Source organism: Aeromonas veronii, assembly GCF_040215105.1.
GTDB lineage: Bacteria > Pseudomonadota > Gammaproteobacteria > Enterobacterales > Aeromonadaceae > Aeromonas > Aeromonas veronii_G.
This window is the reverse complement of sequence record NZ_CP157875.1, coordinates 3,901,565-3,925,066: the sequence shown is the minus strand read 5'-3', so window position 1 is coordinate 3,925,066 and position 23,502 is coordinate 3,901,565. Positions and strand designations below refer to the sequence as shown.

General features: G+C 62.0%; 25 protein-coding genes. 18 read left to right on the top strand and 7 right to left on the bottom strand.

Annotated elements, in window-relative coordinates; all coding sequences use genetic code 11:
• Positions 1 to 2 precede the first annotated feature (2 nt).
• On the bottom strand, positions 3 to 524 hold the full coding sequence (locus ABNP46_RS18035) for a GspH/FimT family pseudopilin (protein ID WP_349919646.1): 522 nt from the start codon (positions 522 to 524) through the stop codon (positions 3 to 5).
• 138 nt (positions 525 to 662) lie between these two features.
• Here ABNP46_RS18035 and ABNP46_RS18030 point away from each other — a divergent pair, with 138 nt between their 5' ends.
• Genes ABNP46_RS18030 through luxS form a run of 4 tightly spaced genes read left to right on the top strand, consistent with a single transcriptional unit; the run spans position 663 to position 3,811 of the window.
• The gene (locus ABNP46_RS18030) at positions 663 to 2,285 is read left to right on the top strand and encodes an NAD+ synthase (RefSeq protein ID WP_349919645.1); all 1,623 of its coding nucleotides are present in this window, start codon (positions 663 to 665) and stop codon (positions 2,283 to 2,285) included.
• A 9-nt stretch (positions 2,286 to 2,294) separates the two neighbouring features.
• A complete protein-coding gene (glnB, locus tag ABNP46_RS18025; protein WP_100294159.1) occupies positions 2,295 to 2,633 on the top strand; it encodes a nitrogen regulatory protein P-II in 339 nt (112 codons plus the stop codon).
• A 26-nt stretch (positions 2,634 to 2,659) separates the two neighbouring features.
• The gene (locus ABNP46_RS18020) at positions 2,660 to 3,283 is read left to right on the top strand and encodes a transglycosylase SLT domain-containing protein (protein WP_434476159.1); all 624 of its coding nucleotides are present in this window, start codon (positions 2,660 to 2,662) and stop codon (positions 3,281 to 3,283) included.
• An 18-nt stretch (positions 3,284 to 3,301) separates the two neighbouring features.
• A complete protein-coding gene (luxS, locus tag ABNP46_RS18015) occupies positions 3,302 to 3,811 on the top strand; it encodes an S-ribosylhomocysteine lyase (protein WP_349919644.1) in 510 nt (169 codons plus the stop codon).
• Positions 3,812 to 3,875: 64 nt separating this feature from the next.
• Here the strand turns inward: luxS and ABNP46_RS18010 are convergent, their stop codons facing one another.
• A complete protein-coding gene (locus tag ABNP46_RS18010; RefSeq protein WP_349919643.1) occupies positions 3,876 to 4,898 on the bottom strand; it encodes a GGDEF domain-containing protein in 1,023 nt (340 codons plus the stop codon).
• Positions 4,899 to 5,031: 133 nt separating this feature from the next.
• Between ABNP46_RS18010 and rnr the strand changes: the two genes are divergently transcribed.
• From rnr to ABNP46_RS17985, 5 genes are all read left to right on the top strand, one after another.
• On the top strand, positions 5,032 to 7,425 hold the full coding sequence (rnr, locus tag ABNP46_RS18005; RefSeq protein ID WP_349919642.1) for a ribonuclease R: 2,394 nt from the start codon (positions 5,032 to 5,034) through the stop codon (positions 7,423 to 7,425).
• Positions 7,422 to 8,171 (top strand): 23S rRNA (guanosine(2251)-2'-O)-methyltransferase RlmB, encoded by a 750-nt coding sequence (gene rlmB, locus ABNP46_RS18000; RefSeq protein WP_349919641.1) that lies wholly within the window; start codon positions 7,422 to 7,424, stop codon positions 8,169 to 8,171. The genes rnr and rlmB overlap by 4 nt, the downstream gene beginning before the upstream one ends.
• A 10-nt stretch (positions 8,172 to 8,181) precedes the next feature.
• Positions 8,182 to 8,748: a Crp/Fnr family transcriptional regulator gene (locus tag ABNP46_RS17995; protein WP_349919639.1), complete on the top strand. Its 567-nt coding sequence runs from the start codon at positions 8,182 to 8,184 to the stop codon at positions 8,746 to 8,748.
• 57 nt (positions 8,749 to 8,805) lie between these two features.
• Positions 8,806 to 9,258, top strand: a complete 453-nt coding sequence (locus ABNP46_RS17990) for a GNAT family N-acetyltransferase (protein WP_349919638.1) — start codon at positions 8,806 to 8,808, stop codon at positions 9,256 to 9,258.
• Positions 9,259 to 9,358: 100 nt separating this feature from the next.
• Positions 9,359 to 10,195 carry a DMT family transporter gene (locus ABNP46_RS17985; RefSeq protein ID WP_349919637.1) on the top strand — a complete coding sequence of 279 codons (837 nt, stop codon included), beginning with the start codon at positions 9,359 to 9,361 and terminating at the stop codon, positions 10,193 to 10,195.
• A gap of 26 nt (positions 10,196 to 10,221) precedes the next feature.
• Here ABNP46_RS17985 and ABNP46_RS17980 read toward each other — a convergent pair whose 3' ends face one another.
• Complete coding sequence (locus tag ABNP46_RS17980) at positions 10,222 to 11,070, bottom strand: hypothetical protein (protein ID WP_349919636.1); 849 nt, start codon at positions 11,068 to 11,070, stop codon at positions 10,222 to 10,224.
• 104 nt (positions 11,071 to 11,174) lie between these two features.
• Positions 11,175 to 12,398 carry an Nramp family divalent metal transporter gene (locus ABNP46_RS17975; protein WP_349919635.1) on the bottom strand — a complete coding sequence of 408 codons (1,224 nt, stop codon included), beginning with the start codon at positions 12,396 to 12,398 and terminating at the stop codon, positions 11,175 to 11,177.
• A 235-nt stretch (positions 12,399 to 12,633) separates the two neighbouring features.
• Here ABNP46_RS17975 and rpsF point away from each other — a divergent pair, with 235 nt between their 5' ends.
• From rpsF to ABNP46_RS17955, 4 genes are all read left to right on the top strand, one after another.
• Positions 12,634 to 13,020: a 30S ribosomal protein S6 gene (gene rpsF, locus ABNP46_RS17970; RefSeq protein WP_349919633.1), complete on the top strand. Its 387-nt coding sequence runs from the start codon at positions 12,634 to 12,636 to the stop codon at positions 13,018 to 13,020.
• Positions 13,021 to 13,052: 32 nt separating this feature from the next.
• A complete protein-coding gene (gene rpsR, locus ABNP46_RS17965; protein ID WP_005313392.1) occupies positions 13,053 to 13,283 on the top strand; it encodes a 30S ribosomal protein S18 in 231 nt (76 codons plus the stop codon).
• A gap of 49 nt (positions 13,284 to 13,332) precedes the next feature.
• Complete coding sequence (gene rplI, locus ABNP46_RS17960) at positions 13,333 to 13,779, top strand: 50S ribosomal protein L9 (RefSeq protein ID WP_349919632.1); 447 nt, start codon at positions 13,333 to 13,335, stop codon at positions 13,777 to 13,779.
• Positions 13,780 to 13,891: 112 nt separating this feature from the next.
• Positions 13,892 to 14,635 (top strand): ferredoxin--NADP reductase, encoded by a 744-nt coding sequence (locus ABNP46_RS17955; protein WP_349919631.1) that lies wholly within the window; start codon positions 13,892 to 13,894, stop codon positions 14,633 to 14,635.
• Positions 14,636 to 14,654: 19 nt separating this feature from the next.
• Here ABNP46_RS17955 and ABNP46_RS17950 read toward each other — a convergent pair whose 3' ends face one another.
• Positions 14,655 to 14,852 (bottom strand): hypothetical protein, encoded by a 198-nt coding sequence (locus ABNP46_RS17950; RefSeq protein ID WP_349919630.1) that lies wholly within the window; start codon positions 14,850 to 14,852, stop codon positions 14,655 to 14,657.
• Positions 14,853 to 15,412: 560 nt separating this feature from the next.
• Here ABNP46_RS17950 and ABNP46_RS17945 point away from each other — a divergent pair.
• Positions 15,413 to 16,405 carry a Preprotein translocase subunit SecY gene (locus ABNP46_RS17945; protein WP_349919628.1) on the top strand — a complete coding sequence of 331 codons (993 nt, stop codon included), beginning with the start codon at positions 15,413 to 15,415 and terminating at the stop codon, positions 16,403 to 16,405.
• Positions 16,406 to 16,499: 94 nt separating this feature from the next.
• Here ABNP46_RS17945 and ABNP46_RS17940 read toward each other — a convergent pair whose 3' ends face one another.
• Positions 16,500 to 16,667, bottom strand: a complete 168-nt coding sequence (locus ABNP46_RS17940; protein ID WP_349922608.1) for a hypothetical protein — start codon at positions 16,665 to 16,667, stop codon at positions 16,500 to 16,502.
• Between the two features lie 56 nt (positions 16,668 to 16,723).
• Here ABNP46_RS17940 and ABNP46_RS17935 point away from each other — a divergent pair, with 56 nt between their 5' ends.
• Genes ABNP46_RS17935 through gshA form a run of 4 tightly spaced genes read left to right on the top strand, consistent with a single transcriptional unit; the run spans position 16,724 to position 22,637 of the window.
• Positions 16,724 to 17,689: an NADP-dependent oxidoreductase gene (locus ABNP46_RS17935; protein WP_349919627.1), complete on the top strand. Its 966-nt coding sequence runs from the start codon at positions 16,724 to 16,726 to the stop codon at positions 17,687 to 17,689.
• Positions 17,690 to 17,702: 13 nt separating this feature from the next.
• Positions 17,703 to 18,137: a YqaA family protein gene (locus ABNP46_RS17930; RefSeq protein WP_349919626.1), complete on the top strand. Its 435-nt coding sequence runs from the start codon at positions 17,703 to 17,705 to the stop codon at positions 18,135 to 18,137.
• Between the two features lie 27 nt (positions 18,138 to 18,164).
• Entirely contained in the window at positions 18,165 to 20,978 is a 2,814-nt protein-coding gene (locus ABNP46_RS17925; protein WP_349919624.1) for a M16 family metallopeptidase, read from the top strand.
• A 60-nt stretch (positions 20,979 to 21,038) separates the two neighbouring features.
• On the top strand, positions 21,039 to 22,637 hold the full coding sequence (gene gshA / locus ABNP46_RS17920; protein ID WP_349919623.1) for a glutamate--cysteine ligase: 1,599 nt from the start codon (positions 21,039 to 21,041) through the stop codon (positions 22,635 to 22,637).
• Positions 22,638 to 22,684: 47 nt separating this feature from the next.
• Here the strand turns inward: gshA and ABNP46_RS17915 are convergent, their stop codons facing one another.
• Positions 22,685 to 23,410, bottom strand: a complete 726-nt coding sequence (locus tag ABNP46_RS17915; RefSeq protein WP_349919622.1) for a lipopolysaccharide kinase InaA family protein — start codon at positions 23,408 to 23,410, stop codon at positions 22,685 to 22,687.
• Positions 23,411 to 23,502 lie beyond the last annotated feature (92 nt).

Sequence of the window (23,502 nt, the reverse complement as noted above, 5' to 3'; positions counted from 1 at the left end):
CATCAGGGGCAAATGATATTGGCCTGGGTTGACTGAGTGGTGCGCCCGGAAGGGGCGATGACCAGATCGACCCGGGCATTGCCTGGGCTGCAGAGATTAAGGGTGGTATTGGTAACAAGGCTGGTTCCATCTGGGATAAATACAGTGGCGCGCTTGGTGGCCTCTGAGCTTTGGTTCGTCGCACTAAAGTTTGTAGGAAAAATATGGCTTCTTGCTAGGAGCTGCTCACCGTTATTCAAAATGCGGTTGCCGTTGCTATCGACGAACACTAGCATTTGGGTCGGGCTGGCGGTGACGCAGCTATCGCTGGCGTTGGCCAGGCAGGCAGTGACGGTTTGCTGATTGTCGACGGCCTGACCGCGAGCGAAGCGCAGATACTTAAGCAGGGTGCGCGATTCAAATTGCAGCGTATTCTCGTTGAGCAGGCTCGACATGGCGGGCGCCCCAATACCGAGCAAGATGACCCCTAGGCTGACGGCGATCATCAGTTCAAGTAGCGTGAATCCTTTCACATCCTTGATCATGGCAAATCTCTCCTTCGATTAGTTACATCTTATCTGCTGGTGGCCAGAACTCCAGCGCAAAGCCCAAGGGTTGGGCTGGCACAGCCAGCGCCTTTTCTTTATCATTCCCCATCATTTTCGAATTCAAGATGCATCGCCATGGCAAAAGCCCTCTCTCTGATGCTTGCCCAGTTAAATCTGACGGTAGGCGCCATCGAAGACAACTGTGACAAGGTGCTGGCCGCGGCCGCCGAGGCGGACGCCCAGGGGGCCGATCTGCTGGTCTGCTCCGAGTTGGCGCTGACCGGTTATCCGCCGGAGGACTTGCTGCTGCGTGCCGATCTGATGCTCCGGGTCGAGGTCGCACTGGCCCGCATCTCTGCCTGGGCTGGCCAGTGCGCGATCCTGGTCGGTCACCCCTGGCGTGAAGAGGGCGCGCTCTACAACGCGGCGTCTCTCTTCGAGCAGGGCAGGCTGGTGGCTCGCTATTTCAAGCAGGATCTGCCGAACTACGGCGTGTTTGACGAGAAGCGCTACTTCACCGCAGGCAGTGAAACCTGCGTGGTCTCTTTCCGTGGTCATCAACTGGGGCTGCTGATCTGCGAGGACCTGTGGCAATCGGGTCCGGCCATGGCGGCCAAGGCTGCCGGTGCCGAGTTGTTGCTGACCATCAATGCCTCACCCTATGATCGTGAAAAACCCTGGATCCGCCATGAGTTGATGACGGAGCGCTGTGCCCAGACCGGTCTGCCACTGGTCTACCTCAATCAGGTGTGTGGTCAGGACGAGCTTATCTTTGACGGTTGCTCCAAGGTGTTCAACGGCCAGGGCGAGCTGACCCACAAGCTGGCACCGTTTGCCGAAGAACTGGCAGTGGTGCGCTTCGAGCAGAACCAGCCGGTGAAGGAGAAGGAGCCTGCGGCGTCCCTCCCGCCATTGGCGGAGATCTATCAGGCGCTGGTGCTGGCGGTGCGCGACTACATCACCAAGAACGGCTTCCAGGGCGCCGTGCTGGGTCTCTCCGGTGGAATTGACTCCGCCTTGACCCTGGCCATTGCGGCCGATGCCATCGGAGCCGACAAGGTGCAGGCGGTGATGATGCCGTTCCGCTACACCGCCCAGATGAGCGTGGAGGATGCCAAGGAGCAGGCCGAGCGGATGGGGGTGGAGTTTGACATCATCTCCATCGAACCCATGTTCGAAGGCTTCATGACCCAGCTGGCGCCGCTGTTTGCCGGTACCGCCCGGGATACCACGGAAGAGAACCTGCAGGCGCGCTGTCGCGGTGTGCTGCTGATGGCGCTCTCCAACAAGCGTCGCCGCATCGTGCTGACCACGGGCAACAAGAGCGAGATGTCCGTTGGCTATGCCACCCTGTACGGTGACATGGCGGGCGGTTTCGACGTGCTCAAGGATGTGCCCAAGACGCTCGTCTTCAAACTGTGCGAATATCGCAATACCCTCGATTATGTGATCCCGCAGCGGGTCATCGATCGTCCGCCTTCGGCAGAGCTGGCACCGGATCAGGTGGATCAGGACAGCCTGCCCCCCTACGACATCCTGGATGCCATTCTCAAGCGCTATGTGGAGGAGGATGCCTCGGTCGCAGAGCTGGTGGCGGAGGGCTTCGAAGAGGCGGTGGTTCGCAAGGTGATCCGGCTGGTGGATCTCAACGAATACAAGCGCCGTCAGGCGGCCGTCGGGCCCCGCATCACGGCCCGCAACTTTGGTAAGGATCGCCGTTACCCCATCACGTCCGGGTTTGGCAAACAGAACTGGTAAGGAGTCACCATGAAGAAGATTGAAGCCATCATCAAACCGTTCAAGCTGGACGATGTACGCGAGGCCCTGGCCGAGATCGGCATCAACGGCATGACGGTGTCCGAGGTCAAGGGATTCGGCCGCCAGAAGGGTCACACCGAGCTCTATCGTGGTGCCGAGTACATGGTGGATTTCCTGCCCAAGGTCAAGCTGGAGCTGGTGGTGCAGGACGAGGATCTCGATGCCTGCCTGGAGGCCATCCAGAACACGGCGCGTACCGGCAAGATTGGCGATGGCAAGATCTTCGTCTGCGAAGTTGAACGTGTTATCCGCATTCGTACTGGTGAAGAGAACGAAGACGCTATTTGATGTTGGATTTGCCTCGAAAGTTTGACATGCGAACAGCGGCTCTGCCGTTGATGGGAAAGCGCTTCGTGGTGGTGCTGGGTCTGCTGATGGGATTGACCGCCTGCAGCACCACGCCGCCAGCCCAGCCGGAGAACCTGTGCCAGATCTTTCGGGAGAAACCGGACTGGCACAAGGCGGCGCTCAAGATGACCGAGCGCTGGGGAACGCCGGTGCACGTGGTGATGGCCATGATGTATCAGGAGTCCTCCTTCGTGCACGATGCCCAGCCACCGATGCAGTATTTCCTCTTCATCCCGACCGGCCGTGCCAGCTCCGCCTATGGCTATGCCCAGGTGAAGGATGATACCTGGGACGACTACAAGCGGGAAACCGGCAACGGCTGGAGCGATCGGGATGATTTCGCCGACGCCATCGATTTCATGGGCTGGTACACTAACAAGGCCCAGCGGCTGAACGGCACCTCCAAGTGGGATGCCTACGGCCAGTACCTCAATTATCACGAAGGCTGGGGCGGCTACCGGCGTGGCAGCTACCGAGCCAAGGGGTGGCTGATGAAGGTCTCCCGCAAGGTAGAGGCCCGTGCCCAGCGCTATGGTGCCCAGTATCGACAATGCAAGGATCAGCTTCCCAGCGGGGGCTGGTTCTCGTAACCACATCAGGAGTCAGAAATGCCGTTATTGGACAGTTTTACCGTCGACCATACCCGCATGGAGGCCCCGGCAGTACGGGTCGCCAAGACCATGCAGACCCCGAACAAAGACACCATCACCGTGTTCGACCTGCGCTTCTGCGTACCGAACCAGGAGATCCTCTCCGAGCGTGGCATCCACACCCTCGAGCACCTGTTTGCGGGTTTCATGCGGGATCACCTCAATGGCAACGGCGTCGAGATCATCGACATCTCCCCCATGGGTTGCCGTACCGGTTTCTACATGAGCCTGATCGGTGCACCGGATGAAGCCCGTGTGGGTGCCGCCTGGAAGGCCGCCATGAGCGACGTGCTGACCGTGCAGGAGCAGGGCAAGATCCCCGAGCTGAACGAATACCAGTGCGGTACCTATGCCATGCACTCCCTGGAGGAGGCGCATGCCATCGCCCGTCAGGTGCTGGAGCGTGGCATCGGCGTCAACCGCAACGACGAACTGGCTCTGCCGGAAGAGAAGCTCAAGAGCCTCTGAGGTCGAGTGGGTTTGTGGAATGAAGAAGGCCGGTCATCTTGACCGGCCTTCTTGTTATGAGGCATCAGGTGGGGAGCGGCATCACCCGGTTGCGGCCGAGCGCCTTGGCCTTGTAGAGCAGCTTGTCGGTGCGTTCGATCAGGGCGTCTGCGCTCTCCTGGCCGCTGTGCTCACCGACGCCGAAGGAGGCGGTGATGTGATCGATACGCCGGCCGGACTTTCTATCCAGAATGGACATCTTCTCGATGGCCCGACGCAGGCTTTCCGCCATCTGGCGGGTCAGCGCCAGGGAGCGGCGGGGGGCCAGCAGGGCAAACTCCTCCCCTCCGAGCCGATAGGCGGTGATCCCCTCCTTGCTCACCTCCCGCAGTCGCTTGCCGAAGATGCGCAGCACCTGATCCCCCAGCAGGTGGCCATACTCGTCGTTGAAGTTCTTGAAGCGATCGATGTCGACCATGATCAACGAGAAGGGCTGACGGCTGCGGATCAGGCTGTCCACCTCCAGATCGAAGGCGCGCCGGTTGAGCAGGCTGGTGAGGGCATCTTCGGTAGCCAGCTTGCGGGTCTCGCTCAGCGCCTCCTTTAACTCCTTGATCTCCTTCTCGGCGCTGCTGAGCTGATTGCGAAAATGCAGGGTGGAGAGGCGCACGTCCCTGGACTCGCGTACCAGCTCCCGCAGTATGGACATGGTGTCATCCAGGCTGAGCCCGTCGTCGTCGATGAGGCTGAGCTTGTCAAAACTCTTGTCGAGCATGGCCTGGAACTGACCGGTATCGACCAGGGCATCCTGCATGGAGTGGCTGAGCTCGTTGGCCATGGCGGCCAGGTTGAGCTTCATGGTCTCCATCTGTTGTTCATCCTGGTTGGCCAGATGCTGGTGATAGAGGCGCTCACAGGTGGTGAGGGAGAAGGTGCCCTGCTGCTTGATCGCCTGATCGACGGCACTGTTGAGCTCGGGCATGTCCCCTGAGACGTAGTTGTACCAGAGATGGTAATTGTTCGGGGTGGTGGGGATTTGATACTTGATCATCAGGGGGACCGCCTGTTTCAAATAGGCGGCGGATTGGGCAAACGAGTCCTTGCTCATGAATTCCGAGTCTCACATACCTGCAAACTGCGGTCAGTATGACAGAGAGATTGGCCAAAAGGCAGTCGATGGATGCCATTAGCTCCCCCCTTCGATATAATGTCTGCGTTATTCCTTATTCAAAGGCCTGCTTATGTCTCAAAAAGATCCTTTCCTCCAACGCGAGGCCGAAAAATACGAAAACCCCATCGCCAGCCGCGAGATGCTGCTGGAGCTCATCAAGGGTCATGAGAAACCCATGTCCCGTGAAGAGCTGGCCAAGGTCCTCAAGCTGACCGAGGAAGAGCCGTTGGAAGCCTTGCGCCGTCGTCTGCGCGCCATGGAGCGTGACGGACAGCTGGTCTTCACTCGCAACCAATGTTACGCCCTGCCGGATCGTCTGAATCTGGTGAAAGGCTATGTGCTCGGCCACAAAGACGGTTTCGGTTTTCTGCGTCCCGAAGGCGGCGGAGCGGATCTCTTCCTGAACAACCGCGAGATGCAGCGTCTGATGCACGGCGACTATGCCCTGGTGCAGCCGACCGAGATCGATCGCAAAGGCCGCCAGGAGGCGCGTCTGGTGCGTCTGCTCAAGTCCCGCGAGGCGGACATCGTCGGTCGTTACTTCGTCGAGAACGGCGTGGGCTTCGTGGTGCCGGATGACAGCCGGATCGGCCAGGACATCATCATCCCGGAAGGGGAGAACAAGGGGGCCCGTCAGAGCCAGGTGGTGGTCGTGCGCATCAACCAGCGTGCCAGCGCCCGCTTCAACGCGGTCGGCACCGTGCTGGAAGTGCTGGGGGAGAACATGGCTCCCGGCATGGAAATCGAGATAGCCCTGCGCACCCACGGCATTCCCCATACCTGGCCGGAAGAGGTGACCAAGGAGATCGCGGGCCTGGGCGAACAGGTGCCGGAGAAGGCCAAAGAGGGTCGCATCGACCTGCGTGCCCTGCCGCTCATCACCATCGACGGGGAAGATGCCCGTGACTTCGATGATGCGGTCTTCTGTGAAGCCAAGCGCGGTGGCGGCTGGCGTCTGTGGGTGGCCATCGCCGACGTGTCTGCCTATGTGCGTCCCGGTACGGCGCTGGATGCCGAGGCCTATCAGCGCGGTAACTCCGTCTACTTCCCGGAATTCGTGGTGCCCATGCTGCCGGAGGTGCTCTCCAACGGCCTCTGCTCCCTGAACCCGCAGGTCGACCGCCTGTGCATGGTGTGCGAGATGACCATCTCCGCCGCCGGCCGCATGTCCGGTTACAAGTTCTACGAAGCGGTGATGAACTCCCACGCCCGCATGACCTACACCAAGGTGGCGGGGATCCTGGATGGCGAGCCCAAGCTGCGTCAGCAGTATGAGCCGCTGATCGGCCACATCGAGGAGCTCAACAACCTCTACAAGGCCCTCAAGCACGCTCGTCACCAACGCGGCGCCGTGGAGTTCGAGAGCGAAGAGACCCGCTTCATCTTCAACGCCCAGCGCAAGATCGACCGTATCGTGCCGCTGGTGCGCAACGACGCCCACAAGATCATCGAAGAGTGCATGATCCAGGCGAACGTGGCGGCCGCCCGCTACATCGAGAAGAACGAGGCCGCCGCCCTGTTCCGTACCCACGATCGTCCGGGTGAAGAGCGCCTGACCGGCTTCCGCGACTTCCTGGCCGAACTGGGCCTGGAGCTCAAGGGGGGTCTCGAGCCCGAGCCGAAGGACTTCGCCGAGCTGGCCGCCAAGTTTGAAGGGCGTCCGGATGCGGAGCTGCTCTCCACCATGTTGCTGCGCTCCATGCGCCAGGCGGTCTATCAGGCCGACAACATCGGTCACTTCGGTCTGGCCCTGAAGTCTTACGCCCACTTCACCTCGCCGATCCGCCGCTATCCGGATCTCATCCTGCACCGCGCTATCAAATACCAGACTGCCAAAGAGCAGCAGGGGAATCTGCGTCACAAGTGGACCCCGAGTGGTGGTTATCACTACCAGCTGGATGAAGTCGATCCCATGGGCGAGCACTGCTCCATGACCGAGCGCCGTGCCGACGACGCCACCCGCGACGTGGCCGACTGGCTCAAGTGCGAGTACATGCTGGATCACGTGGGTGACGAGTTCGACGGCGTCATCGCCAGCGTCACCGGCTTCGGCTTCTTCGTGCGTCTGGCCGAGATCCACATCGACGGTCTGGTGCACGTCAGCACCCTCACCAACGACTACTACCAGTTCGACCCCCTGCACCAGCAGCTGATCGGCGAGAACTTCCGCCGCCGCTACCGTCTGGGTGACAAGGTGCGCGTCAAGGTGATGGGCGTGAATCTGGACGATCGCAAGATCGACTTCGTGATGGTGGAAGAGCCCCTCCAGGCCACCGGCAAGAACGCCAAGGAGATGGCGCGCAAGCAGGCCGAGATCAAGAAGGAGAAGGCCAAGAGCGCCCAGCGTCACGAGAAACGCAAGGAGAGCAAGGATGGCGTCAAGGCCGACAAGGGCGGCCGTGCCAAACCCAGCAACAGACGACCGGGCAAGAAGGCCCGCGACAAGGCCAAGAGCACTAAATGAGTACTGAACTGATCTACGGCATTCACGCTGTCTCCGCGCTGCTCGAGCGCACCCCGGAGCGTTTCATCGAGGTATGGGCCCTCAAGGGCCGCGATGACGACCGGCTGCAACCCTTGCTGGACGAGCTGGAATCCCTCGGCCTCAAGGTGCAGAGCGTGAACCGCAAGACGCTCGACGACAAGGCCGAGGGCAACAATCACCAGGGCATCATGGCCAAGGTGATCGAGGCCCCCAAGCTGGCGGAGCACGATCTGGCCAGCCTGCTGGACGGCCTGGCCGAGCAAAAGGCCCAGCCCTTCCTGCTGGTGCTGGACGGGGTGACCGATCCGCACAACCTCGGCGCCTGCCTGCGTAGCGCCGATGCGGCCGGGGTCCATGCGGTCATCGTGCCGCGGGACAAGGCCACCGGTCTGACCTCTGTAGTGCGCAAGGTCGCCTGTGGCGCCGCCGAGGTGGTGCCGCTTATCCAGGTCACCAACCTGGCCCGCAGCCTGCGCGAGTTGCAGGAGCGCGGTGTCTGGATCGTCGGCACCGCCGGCGAGGCGGATCACGATGTGTTCCAGGCCAAGCTTACCGGCCCCATGGCGCTGGTGATGGGCGCTGAGGGCAAGGGGATGCGTCGCCTGACCCGTGAGCACTGTGATGAACTGGTGAGCATCCCCATGGCGGGGGCCGTCTCTAGCCTGAATGTCTCGGTGGCGACCGGCGTCTGCCTGTTCGAAGCCGTGCGTCAGCGTCGCGGCTGAGTTGGTCGGGATGGACAGACCCCTGTTCAATCTGGATAGGGACATGAATGAGCAGGAGGCCGAGCGCCTCCTCTCTTTTGCCCGCCCGGTGAGGCTCTCACCCCGCGATTGCCTCTGGCAGGCGGGAGCGCGCCCGGATCTGCTGGTCAGGGTGGAGCAGGGATTGCTGCGGGCCAGGGTGGTGCTGGCGGACGGGCGCGAGTACATCAAGGAGTTCTACTGGGAGGGGGATGAGTTCATCGACTTCCACCATCTGCTCTCGGGTGAACCCGCCCGCTACAGCGTGGAGGCGCTGGAGCCCTGTCGCTTGCAGCTGTTCGCGCTGTCAGACCTGCGCACGTTCGCCTGCTGGCCTGCCTGGTATCATCACTTGCTGGCGGTGCAGTTGAGGATCAAGGAGGAAAAGGAGTTGCTGCTGCTGACCGAGAGCCCCCAGGCTCGTTATCAGCACTTCCTGCAGAGCTTCCCCGCGCTGGATGCCAGGGTGCCGGATCATCAGGTAGCCGCCTATCTCGGGATCACCCCCATCAGCCTCAGCCGTATTCGCAAGCGGCTCAAGCATCTTAACCAAGGTTAATGCCGACCCTGTATCTGCAAGAGTATGCTGACGAGCCGGATCGGTAAGGAGTATGTGATGAACTGGAGCCTCAAACCCTGGTGTGAACTCACCACGGACGAGTTGTATGACCTGCTTGCCCTGCGCGCCGAGGTGTTCGTGGTGGAGCAGACTTGTCCCTTCCAGGACTTGGACGGGGTGGATCGCCGGGACGGCGTGCTGCATCTGCTGGGATATGACGGTGAGCATCTGGCGGCCTATGCCCGCATCATGGCCCCCGGCATCGGGGACGAGCAGGGCGCGGCCATCGGCCGGGTGGTCACGTCGCCGCGCTCCCGCGGGGATGGCTTGGGCCACCGCCTGCTGACGGAGGCCGTCAGGGGCTGCGAGGGTCTCTGGCCTGCGCACTCCATCTGGCTTGGTGCCCAGGCCCATCTGCAGGGGTTCTATGGCCGTCACGGCTTCGTGGCGGAAGGGGAAGGTTATCTCGAGGATGACATCCCCCATATGGGAATGCGCAAGGCCCTCTGAGGTTGTTGGTGGGAGTCAAAAGCGTAATCATGCGATGGCTCCCACATTGCCATGGAATAAAGGGCTATGATCCCCGGCCCCGATAGCATGGAATTCTGCTGTGACCCCCACCATCTTCGCGGCCATCTTGCTGGCCGCCCTGCTGCATGCACTCTGGAACGCTCTGGCCAAACGCCAGGCCGCGGGCCGGGTCAGCGTGCTGCTGGTCTCCCTCTGTTCCGGGCTGTTCTGCCTGCCCTTGCTGCCCCTGGTTGGGTGGCCGGCCCCCGCCGAGTATCCCTGGCTGGCACTCTCCATCCTGCTGCACTGCGGCTATTGCCTGTTTCTTGGCCGAGCCTATCGGTTGGGGGAATTTGGCCAGGTCTATCCGCTGGCGCGCGGCAGTGCGCCCCTGCTGACCCTGCTGCTGGGTATTCTGCTGCTGGGGGAGTGGCCCGGGCTGCCGGCGGTGATGGGGGCATTGGTGCTGGTGAGTGGCGTGCTGTTGATGGCCTGGCGCGGTGGCATCAGGCTGGCGCCGACGGCGCTCACCGCCGTGTTGGTGACGGCGCTCTTCACCGCCTCTTATACCCTGTCCGATGGCATGGGGGCCCGCTCGGCCGGCGCGCCGGTGCGCTATACCCTCTGGCTGTTCACTCTGACGGCGCTGGTGATGCCGCTGCTGATGCGTTGGCAGAGCCGCACCTCTCTGCGTAGCCTGGGCCGGGCGGACTGGTCCGCGGGGGCGATCGGCGGGGCTCTGTCGCTGCTTGCCTACGGCATCGTCATCTGGGCCATGACCCAGGCCCCCATCGGATTGGTGGCGGCCCTGCGCGAGAGCAGCGTGCTGTTTGCCATGCTGCTCTCCTGGCTCTGGCTGGGGGAGCGATTGGGCAGGGTCAGGCTGGTGGCTGCTCTGGTGATCCTCGGCGGCATCCTGCTGATCCGCCTCGCCTGAACCACCTCCTGGCCTGCCACCGCCGTTTAAGGGGAGACCCGGCTTTGCAGGGTGAAGCCTTCCTCACGGGGATTTAGCTGCACGCTGACGATGCCAAGCTCCGCCAGGCTGCCGACGTGGGTGCCACCACAGGGGATGGTGACCTCCCTGCCTTCCAGCACACAGTGCCAGTAGCGAGAGTCGATGATGGCCTCGCCAGCCCGTGAACGGCGGATCTCGCCGCCACTCGCCAGCCACTCGGCCAGTTGTGCGTTCACCTGCTGCTCTATGCGGGGCAGTTCAGCCAGCAGCGCCTCGCTGTTGACCCCCTTCTTGCGCAGGCTCTTGCCGATGCGGTATTGCTCCCGGGAGCCTCGCGACTCGACCCGGGAGGACTGGATGGCGAGGCGGTCGAAATCCGGTTGCTCCAGCGCATCCCGCTCGCTCACCTCCTTGCGCCAATAAGGCATCAGCACCCGGTTCAGGGCCAGGGCCACCAGGTGACAGCCGCTGTGGCCCAGACTCAGGGCATGGCGAGCCTCTGCATCGACCTTCAGCTCGACCTCACCGCCGATGGGAAGCGCATGTTGGCCCGCCAGCGGGTGCACCACCACGAAGGCCCAGCCCTCTGCGCCCCGCTTGACCGGGATGGCCTGATCGACGAAGAGTTCTCCTTCCGGGCTGATGGCGCCCATGCGGCAGGGACCCACGACGGCGCGACCGCCTTCCCAGCTGACGGTGCCGACGTCTCCCGGTTGATCGGGCCAGAGGTGGCTCTGGGGATGGAAAGGGGTGAGTTCGGTCACCAGCAGGGTCGGCTCGCCCACCTGGCAATGGACGATTCTGGCCTGCTCGAAATGATGGCCCAGCACGAAGCTGGCGCGGCTATGTTCCATGGATGGCTCCCGCCCGTTGCAAATACAGAGGGGCAGCATACGCCAAAGTGCGGGTGGGCTCATTAACCCGGGTTAATGAGCCCGCCTTGCACTGACGGAATAAATCAGATCATGGAGACCAGCAGATAGGCGTTGAGGCCGATCACCAGGGCGACGATGAGACGGCCCAGCGCCTGGGTGACCGGATGGTTGCGATGCTGGCCCATCAGGGCGCGATCCCCGGTCAGGATCAGCAGGGGGATGAGGGCCAGGGCGATCCCGAAGCTCAGGATCACCTGGCTCAGCACCAGGATCTCCGTGGTGTTGAGCCCCATGGCGATCACCACGAAGGCGGGAGCCATGGTGATAAGCCGGCGCAGCCAGAGCGGGATGCTGAAACGCACGAAGCCCTGCATCACCACCTGACCGGCGAGGGTCCCCACCACGGTGGAGGAGATGCCGGATGCCACCAGAGAGAGGCCGAACAGGGTCGCCGCGGCGGGGCCGAGCAGCGGCGTCAGCGTCTGGTAGGCCGTCTCCAGCTCGGCGACCTGCTGGTTGCCGGTGCCGTGGAAGGCCGCCGCCGCCATGGCCATCATGGCCAGGTTGACGAAGCCGGCGATGGTCATGGCGATGGCCACATCCACCTTGGTAGTGTGCAGGCGCTGGCTGATGGTGCCCTGATCCTGGGTGTGCTGGGTCAGCGCCGAGTGCAGATAGATGACGTGGGGCATCACGGTCGCCCCCAGCACGCCGGCGGCCAGGTAGATGGCATCACTGTTGGGCAGGCCGGGGAAGAGGGCGCCCTCCAGCAGGCTGGGCAGATGAGGGCGGGAGAACACCAGCTCGACGATATAGGCGGCGGCCACAAACAGCAGCAGACCACCCACGGCGAACTCCAGTGGCTTCTGGCCACGGCTCTGGAGCATGAGGATGCCCCAGGTGACCACGGCGGTGATGCAGGCCCCTTCCAGCAGGGTGACCCCGAGCAGCAGCTTGAAGCCCACGGCGGCGCCGATGAACTCGGCGAGGTCCGTGGCCATGGCGATGATCTCCGCCTGTACCCAGTAGGCCCAGACGGCGGGTTTTGGCAGCTTGTCGCGGATGTGCTCCGCCAGGTTCTTGCCGGTGACGATGCCGAGCTTGGCGGAGAGGGTCTGCACCAGCATGGCCATCAGGTTGGCCCAGACCACCACCCATAGCAGTTGATAGCCGAAGGTGGAGCCCGCCTGGATATTGGTGGCAAAGTTGCCCGGATCTATGTAGCCGATGGCGGCGATGAAGGCTGGCCCCAGCAGGGTCAGCTTGAATTTGCGGGCCGGGATGGCCGTGCTCAGCGCGGGTTGCATATCACACCCTCCAGAAAGTCCTGAGGATAGTATGGATCTAAATGATAATTGTTATCAATTGAAGTTTTGCATCAGATCCATCGATAAAAACAAATGTTGACGCCGGTTGCAGTGGGAGAGGCGATTTCGTACAATACGCCGCCCTAGAAAGCAGCGTCAAAACACCACTATGTTCCTTGCCTCCGAGGTCTGGCTGCACCTGGGCAGAGGCTGAATTAATCCGTAAGGAGCTAAAATGCGTCATTACGAAATCGTCTTCATGGTTCACCCGGACCAGAGCGAGCAAGTACCTGGCATGATCGAGCGTTACACCGGCGCCATCACCACCTCCGGTGGTACCATTCATCGCCTGGAAGATTGGGGCCGCCGTCAACTGGCTTACCCGATCGACAAGCTGCACAAGGCTCACTATGTTCTGATGAACGTAGAAGCCGAGCAGGCCGTTATCGATGAGCTGGAAACCAACTTCCGCTTCAACGATGCCGTTATCCGCAACATGATCATGCGCACCAAGCACGCCGTGACTGAAGTTTCTCCGATGGCCAAGGCCAAGGAAGAGCGCTTCACCCGTCGTGACGACGAGCGCCGCGAAGATGCTGTTGAAGCGTCTTCCGAAGAGTAATTCTTAAGATCATTCCATAGAGGATAAAGGCCATGGCACGTTATTTCCGTCGTCGTAAGTTCTGCCGCTTCACCGCCGAGAACGTTACCGAGATCGACTACAAAGATATCGTTACTCTGAAAAACTACGTCACTGAATCTGGCAAGATCGTACCGAGCCGTATCACCGGTACCCGCGCCAAGTATCAGCGTCAGCTGGCACGCGCCATCAAGCGTGCTCGTTACCTGGCTCTGCTGCCGTACACCGATCTGCACAACAAGTAAGAATCGGTCCGGCGCTTACGCCTAACTCAACTTTCATAGAGGAAAGGTAATGCAAGTTATCCTGCTCGATAAGATCGCCAAACTGGGCGGTCTGGGTGACCAAGTTTCCGTTAAAGCTGGTTATGCCCGTAACTACCTGATCCCGCAAGGCAAAGCCGTTATGGCTACCAAGGCCAACATCGAGACCTTCGATGCTCGCCGTGCTGAACTGGAAGCCAAGCTGGCTGCCGGTAAAGCTGCCGCTGAAGAGCGCGCTGCCAAGCTGGGTGAACTGGCTGCCGTTGTCATCGCCTCCAAGTCTGGCGACGAAGGCAAGCTGTTCGGTTCCATCGGTACCCGTGACGTGGCTGAAGCCATCACTGCTGCCGGCGTAGCCGTTGCCAAGAGCGAAGTCCGCATGGGCAACGTTCTGCGTAACACCGGTGAGTACGAAGTTGTTGTTCAGCTGCACGCTGACGTCAAGGCAACCGTACAAATCCAGGTTGTTGCTCTGTAATAGCGTCTCGCTTTGCAGAAAAAACCCGCGCAACTGCGCGGGTTTTTTTATTTTTGAATCCGGCGGGGATCACGGGGTAGAGTGGGGCTCTGTTCCTCTGACGGAGATCCCTATGGCAGCCTGGGTCGAAGGCCGGGTCATCGAGCGCATCGAATGGACACCCACCCTGTTCTCCCTGCGTGTGGCGGCAGAGCTTGCCCCCTACAAGGCGGGTCAATTCACCAAGCTGGCCCTGCAACGGGGCGAGCAACGGGTCCAGCGGGCCTACTCTTTCGTCAATCCTCCCACCACGCCCTACCACGAATTCTATCTGGTGACGATCCCGGACGGGGAGCTGACGCCCTCCCTCGGCGCCCTCCAGCCCGGTGACAGCCTGTTGGTGCAATCCCAGGCCACCGGTTTCCTGACCCTGGACGAGCTTCCCGCCGGGCGAGATCTCTGGCTGCTCTCCACCGGCACGGCCATCGGCCCCTTCCTCGCCATGCTGGCGGAGGGCGAGGTCTTCCGGCGGTTCGAGAACCTGGTGCTGGTGCACGGAGTGCGCAAGGGGGAGGAGCTCACCTATCAGGCCCTCATCACCAGCTTGGTCGAGCAGTACGGCCCCCGATTCCGCTATGTCCCCTTCGTCAGCCGCGAGGCGTGGCCGGGGGCCATGGCAGGGCGGATCCCGGCGGCCATCGATGAGGGCAGTCTGCAGGAGCGGGTGGGGTTGGCGTTTTCCGCCGAGCACAGTCAGGTGATGATCTGCGGCAATCCCGCCATGGTGAAGGAGACCCAGCAATCCTTGCTGGCACTGGGGTTGGCCAAAAACCTGAGACGAGCGCCGGGCAATATCAGCATGGAGAATTACTGGTAGGGATGGGCAGTGTTATGCGCTATTCGTTGATGGTTTCGTGATCCACTCCAGCTGACAACTCTTTCCTTTGCGGTGCGTTGTGCTGCTCGGTGTCGCTCTGGCGTGAGTCTTGCGAAGGGCGCTCCCGATTGGCTGCATTGTCGTGGGCCGGGGGCGCCGCGAAGGCCGCGCCGCTGTTGAGCAGCCTGGAGAGCAGATGGGAAACGGAGTTGCGCATGATGACCTCTCTGGTAGCAGGGGCCTCAGTGTAGGGGGGGCAACCTGAACCAAAGCGGAACAACGTCTGTCGGTGACTTCCGGCAACTTGGTGCAGAAATGGTGGTTAAATGCCTTGAACGCGTCGGCTTCTTGGGTGGCGTCAGAAACGTTGAAGCAATTCAACGGGTTGGCCGAACCGTCTGGGAGGCAGCCTGCTCGGTACGCCCCCGGTCTGCATGAGTTGTGCAGGCTATTCGGAGCAAAGAATGGGAGGCGATGGCCTCCCAGCTGCACTCTGGACGAGCGGCAGGCCGATTGGCGGGAGGGAGGGACTCGCCATGATCAGGGGGACAGATGAAAGGGCGCCGTGTATCCGCGCGTCCCTTGATCATGACGGCATCCGGTGGCTGCCGGATCCCGTCTCCTGGGGACAAGGGGGTGGCTATTTGTCCAATTCGGTCGGGTTCTGCCCATCCGGATGCGGATATGGTGGAAATCCGGGGATCCGCCTTCATTCTGCCCGCTGGCTGACTATAATCGGCAGCCAACTTTTCCTCTGCTTCACATCTTTCGCTCATCATGACGACACAAGCTCCCGCCGCGCTGCGCTACCCCAAGGGGTGGTTCGCGCTCAGCACCGTTTACTCCTTTACCGGCCTGGCCATCCTGGCCTCCATTGTCTTCTCCCTGCTGCTGTTTCTCTCCATCGACGACAACCCCTTGATGAAGTGGCTGTTTGGCGGGCTGGCCATCATCTTCGAGCTGGGCAAGTTCTACGTCTGGTACGAGTACGGGGAGTGCAAGGCGCGCCGGGATCTCGGCGGCGCCTTCTGGTCGCTGCTGTTCTACAGCGTGCTGGCGGCCATCTCCATCGGTGGCAGCATCGGTGGCATCAACAGCGCCACCAACACCATCCTGAGCCAGCAGGCCCGCCACGAGCGGGAAATTGCCCGTTTCGACGAGCAGATCGCCAGCATAGAGCGGCAGATCCAGCTCAACGAAGAGGCGGCTCGCAAGTACATCGAGATGGCGCGGATCTCCAGCGGCGTCAACGGCCTGCAGCAGGCCAACACCAAGCTGAGGCTGAAGCAGGATGCGCTGCGCCAGGAGCGGGATGCCAAGCCCCTCAATGAACAATCTTCCATGCTGGGGCTGATGAGCAGCCTGGCAGACGGGGTGGGCATGAGCATCAGTCAGGTGCAGTTCCTGCTGGTCTGTTTCCTCTCCATCCTGCTCGATGCCTTCGGCGCCTACTTCGTCAGCCTGATCGGGGAGGAGAACCGCTTCCGCCGACTGTGGCAACGACAGCAGCAACCGCGGGAGGCGGAAGTGACCCCGGCCGTGCCTGTCGAGCCCCTGGTCGTCGCCAGACCGGCGCCGGAGCCCGCGCAGGTCGCCAGGGTGAGAAGCCTGCTGGAGAGCGGTGAGTCCAAATGCAGCAAGCGCAGGGTCGCCGAGGCACTGGCCATGCCGCTGGAGGAGGTGGACAGGGTGTTCCAGCATCTGCTGGCAGAAGGGGTGCTGGGGCAGGGCAGCAACCGTCACTATCACCTCAACGTGCAAGCGGGTTGAGCGAGCCACCGGGGGCAATGGCTACGGATGTCATTACCAGACGGGCAAAACAGGAGGCCACCTCAGGGTGGCCTCGTCGTTGCTGGAGGACGGGCTAGTGGGTCAGCACCATCATCAGGCTGAGGAAGGCGGCGAGCCCGCCACCCAGACCGATGATCCAGTAAAACCCCCTGGCCCCCTGTTTGAGCGGGATCCGGAAGTAGAGCAGGAAGGCCCACCAACCCAGAGCCAGCAACAGAGGGATAAGAAACATTCGAGCCATGTGGTCCTCGCTGTTATTCTGTGGATCCTTGATCAATCAACAGGATGGATTGTGCAATGACGCAGCTACAGATTACCGCATTCGGCGCCCCCTCGGTACTCAAGCTCAACCCTTCGCAGGACAGGATCCCCGCAGAGGGAGAGGTGCGGGTGCGCATCTGCTACGCCGGCGTCAATCCCATCGATGCCAAGACCCGGGCCGGGCTCGGCTGGGCGGCGGCCCAGAACAAGGACAACCTGCCCTGGACCCCGGGCTATGACATGGCCGGGGTGGTCGACAAAGTCGGCCCCGGGGTCACCTCCCTCAAGGAGGGGGAACCGGTGTGCGGCATGGTGGGCTTCCCGCTGGCGGCGGGCGCCTATGCCGAATCCATCGTGGTGAGCGAAAGCGAGCTGGTCAAACTCGATGGTGTCAGCCTCAAGCAGGGGGCGGCGCTGCCGCTGGCGGGCCTCACCGCCTGGCAGGGACTGTTCGAGCATGGCGATCTCAAGCGTGGTCAGCGGGTGCTGATCCTGGCCGGTGCCGGGGGGGTCGGCCATCTGGCGGTGCAGTTTGCCAGCGCCTATGGCGCCGAGGTGGTGGTGACCGCCAGCCAGGATAACCACGGCTTCCTGCACGGGATCGGCGCCGACTTCATGGTGGATTACCACGATGTCGACTGGGTTGCCCAGGTCGGCCAGGTGGATCTGGTGCTGGATCTGACGGGGGGCGAGAGTGGCAAGGCGGCCCTTGCCTGCGTCAAACCGGGTGGCCGGCTGGTGACGGTGCCGACCATCACGGCCCAGCTTATCAAGGATGCCGGTGCCGAGCTGGGGGTTGAGGTGAGCGGCATGCTGGTGCACCCCGACAACAAGCAGCTGGCCCAGATGCTTATCCTGCTACGTCAGGGAGATGTGCACATTACCCTGGCCGGCGAGTATACGCTGGCGGAGGGGGCGCTGGCCCATCAGGCCATCGAGGCGGGCCACACCCGTGGCAAGCTGGTGCTGCGCATGCCGGCCGCCGAGCAGTATCCGGCATAAGGGCGACGACGTGATGGAGACCCTGGAAACCGGGCTGGGCTGGCTGTTTCTGAGCGCCTTTACCTCCGCGACTCTGCTGCCCGGCAGCTCGGAAGTGCTGCTCGGGGTGATGGCCAACCAGGGTCAGTGGAGCATGGCCAGCCTGCTGTTCTGGGCCACCCTCGGCAATACGCTGGGGTCGATGACCACCTGGTGGCTCGGCTGGTTGGCCACCTTCAAAAAGAAACCGGAAGATTTTCAAGGCCGTGGGGAACAAAAGGCGCTCGGTTGGCTCAAACTCCATGGTCACTGGTGTCTGCTGCTTGCCTGGATGCCGGTGATAGGCGATGGTCTCTGCCTGCTGGCCGGTTGGCTGCGCCTCTCGTTCTGGCGCTCCCTCATTCTTATCGGGCTCGGCAAATTGTTTCGTTATGCCCTGGTGTTTCTGCTGGCCAAGCAGATCTTCTAGTCTTTTTCGTTCAGTCACGAGGTAACCGTGAAGCAACTCATCCCATTAAGCCTTCTCATGGGCTTTGCCCTGCCGGCGCTGGCCGCCCCGACCCTGGTGTCGGAGCAGGTCAAGCAGGAGGGCAAGCTCGGCATTCCCTATCAGATGTACAAGCTGGACAACGGCCTGACCGTGATCCTGGCACCGGACAAATCGGACCCCTTGGTGCACCTGGATGTCACCTATCACGTGGGATCGTCCCGCGAGACGGTGGGCAAGTCCGGGTTTGCGCACTTCTTCGAGCACATGATGTTCCAGGGCTCCAAGCACGTGGGTGATCAGGAGCACATGCGGATCATCAACGAGGCCGGTGGTGACATGAACGGCACCACCAACAAGGACAGAACCAACTACTACGAGACGGTGCCGGCCAACCAGCTGGAGAAGGTGCTCTGGCTGGAGGCGGATCGCATGGGCTTCCTGCTCGATGCGGTGAGCCAGAAGAAATTCGAGATCCAGCGTGCCACCGTCAAGAACGAGCGGGCCCAGCGCATCGACAACCAACCCTATGGCCTGGTGAGCGAGAAGGTGGGGGAGGCGCTCTATCCGCGCACCCATCCCTACTCCTGGCAGCCCATCGGTTATGTGGAAGATCTGGACAGGGTCGGGGTGGATGACCTCAAGCAGTTCTTCCTGCGCTGGTACGGGCCGAACAACGCGACCCTGACCCTGGGCGGGGACTTTGACAGCAAGCAGGCGCTGGCCTGGATTGAGCAGTACTTCGGATCCATTCCCCGCGGGCCCGATGTGGCCGAGCCGACCCCCAAGCCTGCAACCCTGCCCGAGACCCGCTACGTCACCTTGCAGGACAAGGTGCACCTGCCGCTGCTCTACATCAGCTATCCCACCGTGGCGCTTGGCGATCCCCAGGAGCCGGCGCTGGACATCTTTGCCGACGTGCTCGGCGGCTCTGCCAGCTCCATGCTTTATCAGTCCCTGGTCAAGACCGGCAAGGCCATCGAGGTGGGGGCCGGTCACTCCTGCGAGGAGCTGGCCTGTACCCTGACGGTCTATGCCTATCCGAACCCGGCGGTGGATGGCAGCCTCAAGACCCTCAAGGGGGAAGTGGACAAGGTGATCGCCGATTTCGCCAACCGGGGCGTCAAGCCTGCGGATCTGGAGAAGGCCATCAGCAGCTATCGCTCCTCCGCCATCTGGGGGCTGGACAGCATAGAGGGCAAGGTGAGTCAGCTCGCCATGGGTCAGGTGCTGGCCCAGGATCCCAACTATGTGTTCAAGAACCTGGATGCCATCGCCGCGGTCAAGGCCGATGACGTCAAGGCCGCCTACGACAAGTTCATCGCGGGCAAGCCTTCCGTGGTGCTGAGCGTGGTGCCCAAGGGCAAGACGGACTGGCAGGCCGCCGCCCCCAACTTCAGTCCGGCCAAGCGGGAGCTGCCCGATTACAGCAAGCACGGGGAGCCTCTGGCCCTGCGTCCGGTGAAAGACAGCTTCGATCGCAGCGTGCAGCCCAAGGCTGGCGAGGCGGTCAGCGTCAAGGTGCCGGCCATCTGGCACGGCAAGCTGGACAAGGGCATCGAGATCATCGGCACCCAGAGTGACGAGATCCCCGCCGTCTCCATCATGATCGCCCTGCCGGGCGGTATCCGGGCGGAAGGCAAGGGGGAACTCGGTCTCGCCAGCCTCACCGCCGCCATGCTGGAACAGGGCACGGTGCGCCTCTCCGAGGCCGAGCTCAGCGACGAGTTGCAAAAGCTCGGCGCCAGCATCAGCGTCTCCACCGCCCAGTACAACAGCCTCATCACCATCAGCTCGCTGACCGACAAATTGCCCCAGACCCTGGCCCTGGTGCGCGAGGTGTTCGAACGCCCCGGTATGCGGGAGGCGGATTTCGAGCGACTCAAGGCCCAGATGCTGCAAGGGATGAAGCAGAGCGAACAGCAGCCGGAGTGGCTGGCAGGTCAGGCGTTCCGCGAGCTGGTCTACGGCAAGCAGAACCGGTTGGGTCAACCCAGCAACGGCGTGCTGACCGATGTGGAGAAGCTGACCCTGGCGGATGTGAAGCGCTTCTATCAGGCCTATTACAACCCGACTAATGCCAAGGTGGTGGTGACCGGGGACGTGACCCAGCAGCAGATCGAATCCGAACTCGGCTTCCTGCCGGAGTGGAAGGGCGCCGCGCCCAAGCTTGGGGATCTCAAGCCTCAGGGTGAGCAGGCCAAACCCGGCATCTATCTGGTGGACAAGCCGGGAGCCCCCCAGTCGGTGATCCGCATCGGCCGCCGCGCCATGGCGTTCGACACCACGGGGGATTACTTCGTCGCCAACCTGATGAACTTCAACCTGGGGGGCAACTTCAACAGCCGCATCAACCTCAACCTGCGGGAAGACAAGGGTTACACCTATGGGGCCAGCTCGGGCTTCTCCGCCAACCGCGAGGCGGGGGTCTTCGCCACCGGTGCCAATGTGCGGACCGATGCGACCGTGGATGCGATCCGCCAGTTCCTCAAAGAGATGGATGGCTATCGCGCGAGCGGCCCCACCCCGGTGGAGCTGGCCTATATGCGCAGCGCCGTCTCCCAGCAGGATGCCCTCTCCTACGAGACCCTGGGCCAGAAGGCGGGCTTCCTGCTGCAGATGATCATGTATGACCTGAAACCCGACTATGTGCAGGCCCAGAGTCAGCTGATCAAAACGGTGTCACCCGAGACGCTGAAAGCCAGTGCGGCCCGTTGGTTGAACCCGGCCGACATGGTGATTGTGGTGGTGGGAGACAAGCAAAAGCTTGAAAAACCGCTTGCCGAGCTTCATCTTCCCATCTATCCACTGCAACTGCCCTGACAGGCAGAGCAAAATAATGAGCGCCGCCCCGGCCGGGGCGGCCACACATGAGCCGTGAATATGACTACTACTAGCTTGTCGCTCACCGAGTTGTTGGCTGCCCTTGGCGCCCCCGAGCGGGTCACCGCCCTCAAGGGGATCCGCCGCGGGATAGAGCGTGAATGCCTGCGCATTACCCCCGAAGGCACCCTGGCCCAGACCGATCATCCGAAGAGTCTGGGATCCGCCCTGACCCATGGCAACATCACCACCGACTACTCCGAGAGCCTGCTGGAGTTCATCACCCCGGCCACGGATTCCATCGAGAGCCTGATCGAGCAGCTTGGCGACATCCATCGCCACAGCATCCGTCACATCGGTGACGAGCGGATCTGGCCCCTCTCCATGCCCTGCTTCGTCGGTGACGAGGAGAGCATCCGGCTGGCCCAGTACGGCAGCTCCAACATAGGCCGGATGAAGACCCTCTACCGGCAGGGGCTGAAGAACCGCTACGGCAGCCTGATGCAGGTCATCGCCGGGGTGCACTTCAACTTCTCCATGCCGGACAGCTTCTGGTGCGAATGGCAGGATCTGGTTGGCGAGGGCTGCTGCAGCCAGCGCTTCATCTCCGACAAGTACATGGGGCTTATTCGCAACGTCTACCGCTTCGGCTGGTTGGTGCCCTATCTGTTCGGTGCCTCCCCCGCCATCTGCGACTCCTTCCTCAAGGGCCGCAAGAGCAGCCTGCCGTTCCAGAAGACCGGCAAGGGGACCCTCTATCTGCCTTATGCCACCGCGCTGCGCCTGTCCGATCTCGGCTATACCAACAGCGCCCAGGCGGGCCTCAAGATCCGCCACGACAACCTGCCGGCCTATGTCAGCAGTTTGCGCCGCGCCATCAACACCCATGATCCAGAGTTCGCCAAGATCGGGGTCAAGGTGAACGGGGAGTACCGTCAGCTCAATGACAACGTGCTGCAGCTGGAGAACGAGCTGTATGCGCCCATCCGGCCCAAGCGCACCCCGCGCAGCGGCGAGAAGCCGTCGGATGCGCTGGAGCAACGCGGCATCGAATACATCGAGCTGCGTACCGTGGACGTGAACCCCTTCACGCCGTTCGGCATCGAGGTGGATCAGATCCGCTTCTTCGATCTCTTCCTTGTCTGGTGCCTGCTGCGCCCGTCCCCTGTGCTGACCGACGAGGAGGTGGCGCGCAATCGCCGCAACCAGAACAAGGTGGTGCTGGAGGGTCGTCGTCCCGGCCTCGAACTGGAGGACGAACAGGGCAACCCAATCGGCCTCAAGGAGTTCGGCCTCACGCTGTTTGGCGAGCTGGATCAGGTGGCCGAGCTGCTGGATCGCTGCTGTGGTCGCAATCGCTATCGCGAGACGCTGGCCATGCATCGGGAAAAGCTGCTAAACCCCGAACTTACCTATTCCGCCCGCCTGCTCAAGCAACTGCTGGAAAGCGGCCAGGACAACGGCTGCCTCGGCGACGAGCTGGCGAGCCGCTACCGGGAGGAGATGCTGGCTGGTGAGCTGGAGTACTGGGACGAGGCCTACTTCGCCGGTGAGGCGCGGGATTCGCTGGCCAAGCAGCGGGAGCGTGAGCGCGGTGACAGCCTCTCGTTCGATGACTTCCTGGCAGACTACTTCGGTACCCGCCAGACCACGGTCTGACGCCTGCTTCGCAAGATGAAAAAAGCCGCTCTCTCGAGCGGCTTTTTTTATGGGGCGTTTTTCAGTGCCGCGCGGTGAGCGAGTACCAGCCGCTCCAGTTGGGCCAGCAGGTAGTCACGGTAGCCCTGACCAAACAGCTTGCCGGGCTCCAGGGAGGCGATCAGGGTCTGCCGGCGCTGGCTTTGCAGTAGGGGGAGGCGGCGGACATGGGTATCTATCCAGACGATGGCGCCCGACGGGGCCTGCATCAGGTTGCCGAGGTGCAGATCCCGGTGGTAATAACCCTGTTTGGCCAGCTGGAAGATATCGTTGGCCATCTGGCGCAGCAGAGCGAGCCGGTTCGCCTCGTCGGCACGCTGGAAGTAAGCCTCGCACGACTGGTGATCCTGCAGATATTGCACGGCGAGGAAAGAGCCGAGGGGATTGAGGGGGTTGAGGGCGAGACCGGCGGCCTTGCAGGGCACCACATTGAGCCCGGCCTGACGGATCAGGCGATTGCTGCGCCATTCACGAAAGGCATCGATATGGCCAACCATCCGCTTGCTGAGCAGGTCCCGACAGAACCAGCGCAGGGTCCAGCGGGGGTATTTGTCGGCGACCAGCTTGCAGAGACTGTTGCTGGCGTTGTGATGCCAGAACAGACTGCTGCCCTGCGCCTCGAACTGCCGGGTCTGGGTGCTCTGCTTGAGGGTCCAGCTGTCCAGATGGAGGTCATCATTGACCAGCAGGTAGTAGTGCTTTTGACCGTTAAAGTTGAGTGAGGTCAGTGTCATAGCGCGCTTTTGTAAGTTTTTTCTGATAGTGATTAATTCTCCCCTGCCAAGCCTGACTGGAGCTGAATGAGAGGCTGAAATAGAAAACGGCC